Annotated in this window: 12 protein-coding genes; 4 read left to right on the top strand and 8 right to left on the bottom strand. The window is 62.8% G+C overall.

Going from position 1 to position 14,891, the window contains the following annotated elements; all coding sequences use genetic code 11:
* The first annotated feature begins 24 nt into the window (after positions 1-24).
* Positions 25-492 (top strand): archease, encoded by a 468-nt coding sequence (locus tag QWI75_RS13810; protein ID WP_289269158.1) that lies wholly within the window; start codon positions 25-27, stop codon positions 490-492.
* Between the two features lie 24 nt (positions 493-516).
* Positions 517-1,947, top strand: coding sequence for an RtcB family protein (locus QWI75_RS13805; protein ID WP_289269157.1), 1,431 nt, complete (start codon positions 517-519; stop codon positions 1,945-1,947).
* A gap of 7 nt (positions 1,948-1,954) precedes the next feature.
* On the opposite strand, the gene QWI75_RS13800 is transcribed toward QWI75_RS13805, so the two are convergent.
* The 3 genes from QWI75_RS13800 to QWI75_RS13790 form a co-directional block, all read right to left on the bottom strand.
* Complete coding sequence (locus tag QWI75_RS13800) at positions 1,955-2,962, bottom strand: succinate dehydrogenase/fumarate reductase iron-sulfur subunit (protein WP_289269156.1); 1,008 nt, start codon at positions 2,960-2,962, stop codon at positions 1,955-1,957.
* A 9-nt stretch (positions 2,963-2,971) separates the two neighbouring features.
* Positions 2,972-4,099: a M24 family metallopeptidase gene (locus tag QWI75_RS13795; protein ID WP_289269155.1), complete on the bottom strand. Its 1,128-nt coding sequence runs from the start codon at positions 4,097-4,099 to the stop codon at positions 2,972-2,974.
* A gap of 77 nt (positions 4,100-4,176) precedes the next feature.
* Complete coding sequence (locus QWI75_RS13790) at positions 4,177-7,554, bottom strand: YhdP family protein (RefSeq protein ID WP_289269154.1); 3,378 nt, start codon at positions 7,552-7,554, stop codon at positions 4,177-4,179.
* A gap of 186 nt (positions 7,555-7,740) precedes the next feature.
* On the opposite strand from QWI75_RS13790, the gene QWI75_RS13785 reads away from it, so the two are divergent.
* On the top strand, positions 7,741-9,045 hold the full coding sequence (locus QWI75_RS13785; protein WP_289269153.1) for an MFS transporter: 1,305 nt from the start codon (positions 7,741-7,743) through the stop codon (positions 9,043-9,045).
* Between the two features lie 52 nt (positions 9,046-9,097).
* Positions 9,098-9,622, top strand: coding sequence for a peptidylprolyl isomerase (locus QWI75_RS13780; RefSeq protein ID WP_289269152.1), 525 nt, complete (start codon positions 9,098-9,100; stop codon positions 9,620-9,622).
* A 96-nt stretch (positions 9,623-9,718) separates the two neighbouring features.
* Here QWI75_RS13780 and amrB read toward each other — a convergent pair whose 3' ends face one another.
* The 5 genes from amrB to QWI75_RS13755 form a co-directional block, all read right to left on the bottom strand.
* The gene (amrB, locus tag QWI75_RS13775; protein ID WP_289269151.1) at positions 9,719-10,963 is read right to left on the bottom strand and encodes an AmmeMemoRadiSam system protein B; all 1,245 of its coding nucleotides are present in this window, start codon (positions 10,961-10,963) and stop codon (positions 9,719-9,721) included.
* An 85-nt stretch (positions 10,964-11,048) separates the two neighbouring features.
* A complete protein-coding gene (locus tag QWI75_RS13770; protein ID WP_289269150.1) occupies positions 11,049-11,798 on the bottom strand; it encodes a hypothetical protein in 750 nt (249 codons plus the stop codon).
* A gap of 20 nt (positions 11,799-11,818) precedes the next feature.
* Positions 11,819-12,676, bottom strand: coding sequence for a hypothetical protein (locus QWI75_RS13765; protein ID WP_289269149.1), 858 nt, complete (start codon positions 12,674-12,676; stop codon positions 11,819-11,821).
* A 304-nt stretch (positions 12,677-12,980) separates the two neighbouring features.
* The gene (locus QWI75_RS13760) at positions 12,981-13,631 is read right to left on the bottom strand and encodes a hypothetical protein (RefSeq protein ID WP_289269148.1); all 651 of its coding nucleotides are present in this window, start codon (positions 13,629-13,631) and stop codon (positions 12,981-12,983) included.
* Complete coding sequence (locus tag QWI75_RS13755) at positions 13,628-14,890, bottom strand: DUF6754 domain-containing protein (protein WP_289269147.1); 1,263 nt, start codon at positions 14,888-14,890, stop codon at positions 13,628-13,630. The genes QWI75_RS13760 and QWI75_RS13755 overlap by 4 nt, the downstream gene beginning before the upstream one ends.
* Position 14,891: the final 1 nt, after the last annotated feature.

Here is a 14,891-nt window from a genome sequence, read left to right as displayed (position 1 = left end):
ACTCGATCCTTTGAGCTGGTGAACATGACCCTTTCACGGTCCAGACCAACCGCGCCGGCTGAAGCCAACCATTCCAGGCCGTTATGGGAGCATTTCCCCCATCAAGCCGATATGGGCGTGCGCGGAATCGGTCCGACCAAAGAGGCGGCATTCGAAGCCGCGGCGATGGCGCTCACCGCCGTCACGACCGACCCTCAAGGGGTGAGCCCCGTGGAGGCCGTCACCGTCCGCTGTGAGGCGCCCGACGACGAGTTGTTGCTGGTGGATTGGCTGAACGCGCTGGTGTACGAAATGGCCACGCGCAGGATGCTGTTCAGCCGCTTTGAAGTCCGTCTGTCGGATCATCGGTTGGAGGCCACTCTATGGGGAGAGCCGGTCGACCCGGCACGGCACAGTCCGGCCGTCGAAGTGAAGGGCGCGACCTATACGAGCCTCGCCGTGGCCCAGGATCGCCAGGGGCTGTGGACGGCGCAATGTGTGGTGGATGTCTGACGATGAAGTCTCTGCGAGAGGAACATGGATCTCAATTGGCTGACGCGCCAATCGGCGTGTGAGTGGCAGATTCGTCCGTTCGGGGCCATGCGCGTGCCGGGCATCATCTATGGAACCGAGGCGCTGGTACGGGAGATGGATGACAAGGTCTATGAGCAGGTGACGAATGTCGCCACGCTCCCCGGCATCGTCAAGGCGTCCCATGCCATGCCGGACGCCCATTGGGGCTACGGATTTCCCATCGGCGGCGTCGCCGCGTTCGATCCGGATGAAGGAGGGATCATTTCAGCCGGCGGGGTCGGGTTCGACATTTCGTGCGGGGTCCGCACGCTCATCACCGGGCTCACAACCGGGGAGGTCGAACCGGTCAAGGAGCGGTTGGCAGACAGGCTCTTTCAACACGTGCCGGCCGGTGTCGGCAGCACCGGCCTGTTACGCCTGAAGCCGGCGGAGATGGACGCGATGTTGACGGGCGGCGCACGATGGGCCGTCAGGCAGGGCTATGGCCGCACCGCCGACCTGGAACGGACGGAAGAGCAAGGCTGCATCGCGGGAGCCGTCCCGGCCGCCGTGTCGGATCGTGCCAAGAAACGACAGCAGGACGAAATGGGCACGCTCGGGTCCGGAAACCATTACCTGGAAGTTCAACGGGTCGCGCGGCTGTTCAATCATCAGATCGCCGCAGCCTTCGGGCTTCGGGAGGGCGATGTGGTCGTCAGCATTCACTGCGGCTCCCGCGGACTCGGCCATCAGATCGGGACAGAATTTCTCAAGACCATGGCGGTCAGCGCCGCCCGGTACAAGATTCACGTGCCGGACCGGGAGCTGGCCTGCGCGCCGATCCATTCTGAGGTGGGACAGGAGTATCTGGGGGCGATGCGCGCGGCCATGAATTGCGCGCTGGCCAATCGACAGATCATCACCCATTTGGTCAGGCAGGCGTTCGCCGAGGTGTTGCCGCAAGCCGACCTGAACCTCCTGTATGACGTATCGCACAACACCTGCAAAATTGAGGACCATGTTGTCGACGGGGTCGCCAAGCGTGTGTTTGTCCATCGGAAGGGAGCGACGCGAGCATTCGGTCCCGGCCATCCGGACCTGCCTCCGCCATTCAGAGACATCGGACAACCGGTGTTGATCGGGGGAACCATGGGCACCGCCTCGTATGTGCTGGTGGGGACGCGGGAAGGGATGGCGTTGGCCTTTGGCTCCGCCTGTCACGGGGCGGGCCGCAACATGAGCCGGCATCAGGCCCTTCGCCAATGGCAGGGCCGCGATGTCGTCAAGGAACTGGGCCTGCGTGGGATCGTGATCCGCAGTCCGTCGCTCCGAGGGGTCGCCGAAGAAGCCCCTGGCGCCTATAAAGATGTGACTGAGGTCGTGCAAGCAGCCGATGCGGCGCGTCTGGCTGGTACCGTTGCGCGTCTGGAACCGATGGTCTGTATCAAGGGGTAGCAGCGAGTCAGGTTGCAGAGGCCGCCCTGGGTGATGGTCTTGTCGGCTGTGAAACCCGCTGCCGCTGTCCGACCGTTCGGAAAATGGCGCGCACCTGTTCGATGCCGGGGATCGCATGGCCGAACGGGCTGGGCACCTTCCCTCGCACGAGCATCCGCAAGCCCAACGGGCCGACTTGAACCAGCCGGTTGATGTCGAAGCCGACGACCTTTAACGGCATCAGAGCTTCGTTGAGGCGTCCGTCCCGTTCGATAAGCTGCCGGAATCCGACGATGTGCCTCGCGCCGCCGGTCTCTGTGGCGCCCTGCTGCAGCGATGCGCGACGAAGCCGGATGATCGCCTCCATCGGTTTCACGTCCTTCGGGCAAACCTGCACGCAGAAATTGCATCGGGTGCAGTCCCAGATGCCGTCGGTATCCTGAAGCTGTTCAATCCGAAACCGTTTGACGTGCAGCGGCTCTCGGGGGTCCGCAAGGAACCGCTCCGCCTTCGCCAAGGCCGCCGGACCTAGAAATCCTCGTGAGACCTCATGAGTGGTGCAGGCGGCCACACAGGCTCCGCACATGATGCAGGCGTCCACATTGTGGAACTGAGCCTGGCTGGGGAAGATAATCATTTGCCCGCTTGGACCAGACGCCACCGCGCTCTTCGAGGACAGCCAGGGCGCCACCGATCGGATCTTGTTCCAGAACGGCGACATGTCCACGACCAGATCCTTGATGACCGGCATGTTGCGGAGCGGTCCGACCGCCACCTGTCCGTGGCGCTCAAACTCCTGACGCACGGACGTGCGACAGGCGAGCTTCTCGGACCCGTTGATGTCCATGGCGCAGGAGCCGCAAATCGCGGACCGGCAGGAATAGCGCAAGCTCAACGTGCCGTCGACTTCATTCTTGATGCGGATCAGGGCTTCCAACACGGTCATGCCGCGGTGGATGTCGAGGCGAACGTCCTGCCAGGAAGCACGGTCGCCGGTTTCAGGGTTGAACCGGAGGAGGCGGAAGGTCAGGCGCATAGAAGGGAGTTACCCGATCTCAAACACTTTGGGATACTGCGTGAGGTTGCGGCAGCCGTCGGAGGTCACGAGGACCATGTCTTCGATCCGCACGGCGCCGAGTCCGGGATAATAGAGCCCCGGCTCCACCGTGACCACATGGCCTTCCTGGAGCCTGGATCCGTTGCGGCTGATCCGGGGCGCTTCATGGATGTCCAATCCGACCCCATGGCCCGTGCCGTGGAAATAGCCTTGCATGCGTCCGTTGACGAGGCCGGTGCGGTAGCCCGCCGCTTCGAACCGTTCGCAGATCCGCTGGTGGATCTTGACGCCATCGGCTCCATCCCGGATGGTGTCGATCGCTTCCTCCTGCGCATCCAGGACGGTTTGGTACAATCGCCGCAGCTCCGGCGAAACCGTGCCTCGCACGACGGTTCGCGACATATCGGCGAAATAGCGGCTGGTGGCGGACCGCGGGAACACGTCGAAGATGATGCTCCGATCGGCCGGCAACGGCCCGCTGCCCTCGTCGTGCGGATCGCAGGCCTGCTCACCGCCCGCCACGATCGTATGTTGCGCGACACAGTCGTGCTCCATGAGCCGCACATTGATCAGTTTTTTTACCCGCTCGGACGTGAGCGGGTCGCCGTCAATCCAGAGCATCCCGTCCCGCGGAGTCGCCCGGCGGAGCAGGTCATGGGCGGCGGCGACCGCCTGTTCCGTGGCGCGTTGAGAGGCCTCGATGTGGAGGACTTCCTCCGCCGTCTTGATCACCCGCTGTTCAAAAAACGGCTCTTTCTTGCTCTCCAGGCGATATCCCAACTCCTGCAGCCGCACGGCATGACCGAAGGGGAAGTTTGACGGCACGAGGACCTGATCCACTCCCCGCTCCCGAAGCAGCACGTGGGCGACGTCCATCGGGCCCGGCTGGTGAGAGGCCTCGGCCTTGGCTCGTCGCTCGAATTCCGAGTAAGACAGGACCTGGTCCACCTTGGCTTGGTGGCGCGCCCGATCCATTTCCAGATCGCTCATGACGAGCAGGCGCTCACCCTTGATGTCAACGTATAAGAACGGATCCGGGGCGATGAACCGGGTGGCATAATAGAGGTTGGAATCGGCTTCGCTGGCTGCGTAGAAGAGGGTCGCCCTGGTGCTCATCTGGGCTGTCCGTTCGTGAGACATGTGTACGCCTGTCTGAAAATCACGACCAATTCGATGCTAGCATGCAGGGGGGGTCAATACAAGTTGCCGCCGGGAACGCGGCTCGGCGCGTCGATCTCTGACGACGGGGCGGGAGCCGCTTCGTCGGAGCCGGTGATGAACTCTTTCGGCATTTTGAACGTATTGCGCAGAACATCGTAGGCCAGAGATGCGAGGCTGGAGAGGCCTTCTCCCAGGGACTTCATCGGCAGATAGGTGACCTCCGGATCGTCCATGGATCCTTTGGCTTCAAAGAAGGCCGTGGCGATGCCCGTCCGGTCTCCCGCAAAAAGACGCCCGAACAACGGAATGTTTTTGACGAACTTGGAGTAGGAGCCGAAGGGGCTGACGGCGTACACCATCTCGAGTTGATCCGTCGGAAGGTCGTAATGCCCCGCGCCGCTGATCTTGACCACGGGACTGTCCAGCACAAGCCGATCGCTGTCGCAGCGGCCGTTCTGCATGACGATGGACGCGGTGAGCTTGTCGAACGGCAAGCCGTCCTTTTCAAGATCGATCTGGCCCTGGAGGACGGCGGGCAGATTGAGGATGCTCAGAATTTTCCACAGAGCCCGCTTCTGGGATTTGAAGATGCGGCCGCCGGTGACGAGCACCTCGGCGTCTCCGGACAAAGTCGGAAGCATGCCGTGCGGGTTGCGTCCATGGCCGCGGAGGGTGCCGGTCAGGCGGACTTCCCCGGTCATGAAATGTTCGCGCACGCCGACCAGGTGCGAGAGCTCTTCGAGCGGGACGCCGGCCACGCGAAACGAGGCTTCGGCGTCGGCCGGCTCCTCCTTGGGAAGGTGGACGACCAGGCGTCCCGTGATATGCCCGCCCTCCGACCGGGCATTCACGCGATCGATGTCGAGAACGCCGTTCTCGATGTTGATGCGGCCCGAGAGGCCGCCGACGCGAAACTGCTTGTAGACCCCCCGTTCGATCAAGGCGGTGGCCGTCACTTGGCTGGTGGCCGCCAGATACTCCAGCAGATCGCGAACCGGCGAGCGGCCCTCCTTGGGGATGATCAAGTCGATGTCCAGGTGGGACGACTCGATCTTGGCCATGATCGTCGGTTTCGTGCTCCAGTTGCGCAACGTGCCGGAAAGCGACAGGTCGCTGTCCAAAACCTTGAAACTGAGTTGCTTGAGTTCCGCACCGTCGCGGACCAGCCTGACGCGGGCGTAGAGATCTTGGATCGGCCCCTCCACGCCCTTCAGGCTCATTAGACCGTTGGTCAAGGCGATCCAACCGGTTGTGCGCCAGGTGGACCAGTCGGGCTGGGATCCTTTCACGTCGAGGGACACTTCCACCTGTCCCGCTTCGAGGCCGCCCCGATTCAACCATTCCGGCAGACCGGAGACGGCGACCGTTCCCGTCGCCAGCGACGCATCGATGCTGAAGCGGCGGCCGAACACCAGTTTACCTTTCAAACCGATCCGCGCCGGCGGGACTACCGCGTCGACCTGCGTGATCGTGAATCCTTCTGGGGCGATGGCTCCCTCCAGCTCCAGCGAGGCAGGAATGCCGGCCGGTTTTTCGCCGACCCAGGGCAGGCGGAGCAGGGCTTCTGCCAGATGGACCTGTGTCCGGAGGCGCGGTCTCTCGGACGGACCGGACAGGATGACCGACAGCGACACTGGCCCCTGCATAAGCCTGGTGGTCATGGCCATGGCCTGGCTGGGCAAGAGCACAGCCAACTCCGCCACCTCGCCCTTGGCCTGGATCGCAACATCCTGAAAGGCGCCGGATGCTCCGGCCGTCACGGTTCCGTGGATGCTGAAGCGGGTCGAGCCCACTTGGCCGGTCACGCTGTCAAATTCGGTCCCGCTCTGGGAATAACGGACACGACCGGTGACATGGTGTACGCGCTGTGGCAATGCCGGCGTGTCGAAGCTGAGGTCGTCGGCCTTCACTTCTCCGCCAACGAACGTAATCCCGCCTGGCTGGTTGAGCGCGCCGACCAGTCGAAACGTCGGGACCGCCACGCCTTGGATATTGCGGATCGAGGTGAGAAACTGCGAGACGCTCGGAGCGCGAAGCGAGTTGGCCAGATAGCTGACGAGATTGGCCGCCGTCATGTCGCCGGTCAGATCCATTTCCAGCCACGGTCCTGCGTCCAGAAACGAAATCAGGGCCTTCCCCTGGCTGATATGGAGAGCCCCGTAGTCTCCGGAGAACGAGGGGATACGGATCCGTCCTGCATCGACAAAGACCGTCCCCGTCAAATGTTGCGTGAGGACCCGGTCGGCGCCGAGGAGCGCCCTTCCATCGGTAATGCGAAACTCTCCGGTGATGCCGAACTGCGGGGTGGGATCGGGAGAACCGATCACGGTGGCATTGGCAATTTCCACCGTGCCGTCGATCTCACGCTCCTCCAGGACCGTTTGGATCACGGGATGGATCCAACGCAGCGGCACATAAGTCAAGAGATCATGGAGCTTGATGGGAGAGGAGCTGAACGTGATGGACACGGTTGGCTGAGGGGACAAGATCCCGGCGAGGCTCGCGCGCGCGGTCAGGGCAAGCTTATCCAACCGCACTGCGACCTCGTGGAACAGCACATCATATCCATTCACCCCCGGCACGACCCGCAGGTGCCCTTGGAGGTCGAGCGTCCCGGTGAGTTCTTGCGGCAGCGGCCTGGGGCCCAGCAGATCGGCCAGTTGCCGAACCTGGAGCTTGGTGGCCTGCATCCGGCCTTCGAATTGATACAAGGGGCCGGCCCGGCCTGCGTCGTCGGACCCAAATCCCGCGGAAGGCGCGCTTTGCCCGACGGTTCCGGTCAAGGACAGGGCGGCCAGACCAGGATCGTTGGGCCAGCGCGCCGTCATCGCGACGTCGGCCTGCTGAAATTCCGGACGGACCATGAACGACCCGTTCACCTCGTGCAACTGTACCGTGCGGGTCCCGTCCGGACGCCCGTCGTCGATCAGCTTGAGCGTCCCCTGTCGAATCGTCGTCTCCTTGACGAACATCAGCCAATCCGTGGGCTTGTGGCCGCCTGAGGGTGCGCCGGACGCCGAGGCGATGGCGGCGATGTTCCATGAGCCCGGGGCCGTCCGGTGCAGGGTGATCTCCGGCCCTTCGATGGCGAGGCGTTTGCCGATGACCTGGCGGCGAAGCAGCGGAAGCAATCGAAGCACGGTATCGATCCGCTGGGCCTTGACGAACACCCGCTGGCCGTCCGGCTCATAGATCGTGACATCGCGCAGGTCGAGATGGAGGCCTGGGAACAGCACGATGCGGACCATCCCCACTTCCAGCTTGCGGCCGATGTTCTGTTCGATTTGATGGACGAAGAAATCCTTGACGTAGTCGCGCCCGGTCGCGGAACGGATCAGGAAGAGGCCCGCGACGGCGAGCAGCATCACTGCCACCACGGACAGCACGGCGATTCGAATGAGACGGCGCATCGGGGCGTGGTAAGGGCAATCCCCCCTTCATTCTCATAGTACTGAAAGGGTGATCGGAAATCCAATTCTCTTGCCGGAATCGCGGCGTTCGCCTGTCGAGCTGTCCAAACAAGCCGGCTTTCCTCTGGAGCATCCCATCCGCGATCACTATAATGCGCCTCACCCTGAGCGCCGATGAATGGTCCCGTGACTCCCGCGTCTTCCGAGTCAGATCCTGTCGAGCCTCCTACGACGGTGCGCCGGCGCCTCCTCGCCCTGCTGTTCGCGATCAGCGTGGTCACCTACGTGGATCGGGTCAATATCTCCATCACGGCCAGGCAGATGATGCCGGCTCTTGGCTTGACGGACCAGCAGATGGGCTACGTCTTCTCGGCCTTCGTCGTCGGCTATGCGCTCTGTCAGGTTCCCGGCGGCTGGCTGGGAGACCGTTGGGGCTCGAGGCGCGTGTTGGCCGGGGCGATCCTCTGGTGGTCGGTGTGGACGGCGCTCACGGCGACGGCTCCCGCCATCGGGGTTGCGGCCGGGGTCGGAGTCTTGAGCGCGCTGATTGCGGTCCGGTTCCTGCTCGGCGTGGGGGAATCGGTGGCGCTGCCGAATTTCAACCGCACGGTGGCCGACTGGCTCCCTCAGAAGGAGCAGGCGCTGGGGATCGGCGTGGCGATCGGCGGGATCGGCGTCGGCGCCGCCGTGACGCCGCCGGTGACCGCTTGGATCATGGTGAACTGGGGATGGCAGACGGCCTTCTACCTCGCGGCCGGGATCGGCGTGCTGGTCGCCTGGCTCTGGTACTGGTACGCGCGCGACCGCCCAAGCGATCACCCGGGAATCAACCAGGCCGAAGTCAGGCTCATTCTCGACGGCAGACCGGCCGCCGCATCGGATGGCGTCACGCCCTGGCCTCGGATCGCGCGCACGCCGACGGTCTGGTGGCTTGTCCTCAGTTATACCTGTCTCGGCTATGTGGCCTATGTTTATATGAGCTGGTTTTATCTCTACCTGGTCAACGTCCGTGGGTTCGGCGAGCTGCGCGGCGCGGCGTTCGCGATGGCTCCATTCCTGGCGATGCTGGTCGGTTGTCCGGTCGGCGGCTGGCTGACGGATCGGCTGACTCTGCGCCTCGGTGTCACGAAGGCCCGATGCCTGACCGGCATGGGCGGAATGGGACTGTCGGGCGCATCCATTGCGCTGGGGGCCTGGGTGGACCATCCCGTGCCGGCCGTGCTCTGGCTGTCCTTCGGCGCCGGGTGCCTGTACTTCACGGTGGGGGCCTATTGGTCCTCGACCGTCCATCTGTCCCGGCCCTTTGCCGGCACCCTGTCGGGGCTGATGAATACGGGGGCCAACCTCGGCGGAAGCCTCTCCCCGACCTTGACCCCCTGGCTCGCCGATCAGTTCGGCTGGGCTGTGGCGCTCGGCGCCGCGGCCGGCGCCGCCGGATTCGGCGGCCTGTTATGGTGGTGGATCAGGCCGGGCGACGGGCTGGCGAAGTGAATCAGGCTCGCACCGGTTGCAGAGTGGCTCGCGACTTCGCTAAAGTCTGCGCATGGCGACGTTAGGATTCGAGAAAAAGGACCCGCGGGTCACGATCACGACCAAGTTCGGCGAGATCAGGATCCGATTCTATCCCGATGAGGCGCCGCGTCACGTCGAAAACTTCATCAATCTGGCGAAGATGGGGTTCTACAACGGCACGACCTTTCATCGCGTGGTGCCGGGATTCATCATCCAAGGCGGCGACCCGCTGAGCAAGAGTCCCGACCGGACGAAGCATGGAATGGGAGGCCCGGGCTATTTTCTGCCCCCTGAGCCGAACGATCGCCCCCATAAGCGAGGCGCCGTCGCCATGGCCAAGATGCCGAGGGAGAGCAACAGCACGCGGGATTTCAACGACAGCGGATCGCAGTTCTACATTTCTGTGGCGGACAACAGCGGGCTGGATCGGACCTACACGGTCTTCGGCGAGGTGTTTCGCGGGATGGAGATCGTGGACAAGATCGCGGCTCTGGCCCGCGATCAGGCCGACAATCCGCTCGAACCGGTTCCGATGACCATCACCGTGAAGGAGTAGCGAGCGGGCGTCATTCGTCACTCGTCATTGGTCAATCGAGAAAAATCGGAGCCTTCGTCCATACGATTGACGCATGACGATTAACGATTGACGGTTTCAAAAGAAGACCATGCTGGCGTACGTCACCGTGCTGTTGTATTGGTCGGTGATCCCCCGGTCGTACCGCAAGACCTGTCCCGCCTCCGCCGTGATCAACCGCAGCAGGGTATAGATAGAGGCAAACCCCGTGATGCGGCGGCTGTCACCTTCCTTCCGAATGAATGACGCGAACTCCTCCGGCTTCAGCTCTTCCACAAACTTCAGCATGGCCAGATCCTGCTGCATGCAGCGGTGAAACGAAAAGTCCGTCGGAGGGGCCGAATCGCCATACCGCATCCCGATGTGCGCGAGGTCGCCGCTGGCAATCAGGCAGGGCTCGACCCCGGCTGCGGCGAAGGCTTGCCGGAGCAGGTCGAGCAATCGGTCGATGCCGGTCCTGACCGTCTGCTCTCCCAGATCCTGGGCTGAGAAGCCGCAGAGGATCGGCACCATCGTGCAGGGCTTCTGTTTGCCGACCGCGTCCAGCAAGAACGGAAGCTGGAACTCCAGCGCATGTTCCTGTTCATGGGCCACGTCGTCGGCAAAGAATTCGCCGCCTTGCCGCTTGAGATAATCGAGAATCGGCTTGTTGACGGAAACGGTTCCGAGCGGGGTCTCGAAATCCTTGTCGGTGAGGGCGAACAGCGAGTCCATGCCGGCGTGGCAGGGGGCGAGCAGCACGAACAGGTCCGGGCTCTCCGCCTCGTTGAGTTCCTTATAGGCCCAGGCGTAGATTGGGCCGGCCTGCTTCACCTCATAGGCCGGAGCCACCAGCCCCTTGATGCGCTTCCCTTTGTTGGGAGAAGGTTTCTGCTCGGGGCCTTCCTTCGACTGATAGAAGCTTTCGATCTGCCGGCGGAGTTTGAAGCCCTCCGCTTCATAGCTCTTGCCCGCGAACGCGGCGGGACGGACCGGGGATTGCCGGAACGCCGTTCGCCGGGCTTCCTTGGCAGCTTCCACCGCGGGGCCTTCCAGAAACAGTTTAGCCTCGAGGTCGGCGACCAGCCGTTCAAGCTTGTCCGGAAGCAGGAACTCGCCAAATCGGTTCAGATACAGGGCCCCGATTTGTTCCAGCGAATGGTGCCCGTCCAGGTGTTGCACGACGAAGAAATAGTTCAGCGGGAGCACGAGCTTTTCTCGGCTGAGCCCGGACGGATCCCAGAGCACGATATAGTGCTCGTCCTGCTCCTTGATCGGAGAGTACTGTAGGTTCCGGAGAACCGGATGGGCCTGTCCTCTTTCTGATTCTGTCGAGGAGGTCATATCCATACAGGTGGAATGTTAGTCGAAAGAACCGCCGGCGCATTCTACCGGAGGTCTGCGCGAGCCCGCAACCGAGACAGGGCGCTCAATGGGAAGGCGGAACGTCTTTCCGTCTGGTCGCCCACAGCGCGAGCGTGGCGATGGTCGCCGCCGCGAACCAGAGGCTCGCATAGTGATAGGAGGGAGAGGCGAATTCGATCAAATCGGTCAGGCGGCCGATCAGGAGGGACATGCGAGCCATGACCGTGTAGCCGAATGCCGCACCGAACGAGATCATCAGGAACAGGATCCCCATGCGGGCCACCGAGCGGCCCAAGCCCGCATGTTCGACGGTGAACAGAAAGTAGTACAGGACGCTTGCGACCCCGATCAGGATGATCACGGCATTAAGATTGCTCGCCGGATTCAGCAGGCTCAAGGAGAAGCTCGCGCCTTCCACGGCATCGAGGGTCAGGAGCGGACGAACGGTGTCCTCAATCTGCTTGAGAATGAACGAGGAGATCGTACGCGGGATCGCCAGCCCCGCTCCAACCCCCACGATGAAGGCGAAGGCATAGCGGGACAGCCAGGAGACCTTCGGCACGTACCGGGTCAGCATCAACAGCCCAATCCCGACCGGGATCAAAAGCGACCATTCGCCGTTTTCCGCAATCGGTTTGATGATCAAGCGCAGCAGGACCGTATCCGTCGCCTTGACGATCTCGTACCCCACCGACACCCCGACGTAGAGATGTTCGGCCGCCTTGAACAGCGGGTTATCCTGATAGAGGAAGGTCATGATGAACAGGGTCAACCCTGTCGCGACCCAGGCCCCGAACAGCATCTCGACCGGCACGCCAGGCTCCTTTCGGTTGATCAGCGCCGCTCGCTCTGGCTGCGCTGGTGCCGCAGCGAAAAATAGAACAGGTTGCACATGATCACGAGCACGATGATGGCGAGATGGGTGGCCGACTGTGCGTCCATCCCGGCCACGGCCCGCCCCTTCTGCCCGATCAAGCTCTCGTACTCCGCCGCTCCCCGGAGGCCGCCGATCAACCCGTTGATCTGGCCGCTCCGCAGCAAGGGATAGAGGCCCGGCGCGATGACGCCGGTCGATCCCCCTCCCAGCTCGAACTTGTACTTGTCCTTGCCGAAGACATACCAGGCATCAACCCCTGGATTGCCGGCGCCGAGGCAGACGGCATAGTCCACGTCGCGGAGATTGCGGACTCCGGCGAGCACCGGCAACCCCTCTGTGGGGCGGCCGCTGTAGTCGGTCGGAAACGTCGTGTAGAGATCCTGTCCCAGATTGATGATGACGGCGGTGCCGCCCGGACTCCACCCGAGAAAGACATAGTCCTTGCCGCTCGTCTTCCCCGCTTCGTTGGCCATCTGGGTGACCACCTGGTCCGCCATGCCGGTGCCAGTCACCCAGAGGGTCATCGCCACTACGCGCAGGTTCTTCTTGAAGGCATGGCGCAAAATGGCGACCGCCTGGGGGTATAGTTCCGGCTTCGAGGCCGGATCAAAGTCCAGCGACAGGAGGAACACGGAACCTTCCGGCAGTGCTTCGATATAGTCATAGATGCCCTTGACCTCCGGGGAAATCCTGATCGGGAGCCCAACCGGATAGAGCAGCGGCAGCAGGGTGCAAAGGCCGATCACGATAAAAATGATCCGCCGGTCGATCGCCAACATCCGTTCCGCGAAAGTCATCGGGAGACCGCGATTCATGAGACGTGAAACGTGAGACGGCCTGCTTCTTCGTTGAACGAATAACGGTGAACGGTGAACCCACAATATTCATGACGGTTCGTGACGAAACCGCCAAGACGCAACGCGAGACGGGCATGCGGAGGCGCGAGGAAGGAAGGCATACTTGAAACAGTATGTCGACCGACCGAGCGGCGAGCCTGCCCGCTTGGCTGCGGGAGCCTGGCAGCCATGCTTGTCGCAGCCGGGGCACCTGTTGCTCTTTGACCGCAACGGGTCGCACGGCGGTTGCAGTAGAACCGGTCATGAATAATGTGGGTTGACGTCATTCCTTCCCGCCACCCAGATATGACCGTTCGATGCCGAAGATGATCTTGAAGGACAGGGCCACGGCTCCTAAGCTCACTCCGATGAGAATCGCCCGGCGCACGGACGCGTTCAGCACGTTCAAGATCCATTGCGACAGATCGCCGCTGACCGGAATCAAGTATTCGCCCAGCGGGACCCGCCCCATCATGACGATCACGGCCGCCGTCAGGAGCACGGCCGCCTCGCGGCTGCGGGCGCGGAACGACCGATAGGCGGCAGAGGCGATGAAAAAGGCCAGCAGCGAGAACATCGTGCCCTGCAGCGGCACCATCATGTAGCTGTAGACCCATCCGAACGCGGTCGTCGCTCCGTCCACGGCTTCCTTGCCCTCCGACCAGAGTCCCATCGCCACCGTGCCCAGCATTCCCGCGTAGAGAATGACGCTATAGCCCCAGCCGGCCTCCTTGCGGCGGATCTTGGCCGCGTGGACCGTGAACAGGCTCGTGATGCCGAGGACCAGGGCGAAGCCGCCGATGATTTGCATCCACTTCGTCACGGAGGTGAGCATCTCCTCCGAGGCCGGATGGGGGACGTAATATTGCCCGGCGAAGAGGAGGCCGGTGACCATCGCGACCATGAGCGGCAGTTGGCGGCGGAGCAGGTTCATTTCACGTCGCGCAGGGTGTCGAGCAACAGTTGCGCCCATTCAATCCCGAACCCCAATTTAAGGGTGGCGGCGATGCTGCCGAGCGCAATCAAGCTCAGCACCGTGAGCTTCCCGATATCCTGTCCCAACAGGGTGCCGACCTGTACCGGTTCCCGGGACAGGTAGGCGCTGGCGGCGTACAGTTCCTCGCCGATCAACGTGTAGTCGCAGGTGGTCACGAAGAACGGCAACTGGTGATCCGAATCGGTTCCGGCAATCTGGATTGCGCCGGTGCTGGCGCCGGTTTCCGTCAGCAGCAGGGCCTCGGCAAAGTAGGCGCCCATGAAAAAGTTGGCGGCCGGCTTGGTCCGAAGCATGATGCCGTCCACGGAGGCGGTGTAGCTGAACTGGTCGGCCGTGATGAAGAAATTCGCGTCTTCGCGGAACAGGTCCGGCTTGCCCGCTTCGAAATAGGCCTGGCGCGTAATCTCCTGGCAGACCGCCATCGTGATCGGGTTGCGATGGGGGACCATGAGGTCGGTCTCGTAGGCCGCGGTGCGGGTCGCCACTCGTCCGAGTATCACGGCCGCCGCGACGGTGGAGGGATCGCTCATGTCATGCGCGCCGGTCAGATACATCACCGGCTTTCCGAGTTCGGTGGCCCGTCCGATCGCCTCATCGACCGCGTCCAGGCCCGGAATATAACGAAGAAAGATCGGTCCCCGATGGGCTCGTCGGATGGCGTAGAGCACGAGGAGGCCGAACGAGAGCGCGATGACGAGATTGTTCAGCGCATTCCAGTTGAACCAGTTGGGCGACGCGACGGCCTGGACGGGCGGCGCAAACACCCGGTGCCCGCCCTGCGCCGACGCGACCGTAATCGAATAAGACACTCCGTTCTTGACCTCGACGCCCCTGCCGCTTCGGATCTGATACAGATGAGAACCGGCTCCATCGCGCCTGGTCCACCAAGGCTCTTTGGAGTCTTTGACATAATGGGTGTTCGAGGGAAATTCCGCGAGCACCTTCATGTGCGACGGGTCCGTAGGTGGCGGCCCCTCCTGGATCAACACCTGATAGTGGAGGTCCGGGCCGTCCAATGGGGAGGGAGCCCAGAGCACCGTGATGCGGCCACCCCCGTCGCTGGGCGTGTCCAAGGCCTGGAGCTGCTGCGGAATCGGCAGAACCGGTTCCATAGCGGCAGACCCATTTGCCGCCGCAAACGGGACCGTGGATAGGAGTATGGCCAAGGCCAGCCTGTCGCCGGAAGAAAACCTCATG

The organism is Nitrospira tepida, assembly GCF_947241125.1.
Lineage (GTDB): Bacteria > Nitrospirota > Nitrospiria > Nitrospirales > Nitrospiraceae > Nitrospira_G > Nitrospira_G tepida.
The sequence above is the reverse complement of the archived record's forward strand: the minus strand, read 5'-3'. Positions and strand labels throughout refer to the sequence as shown.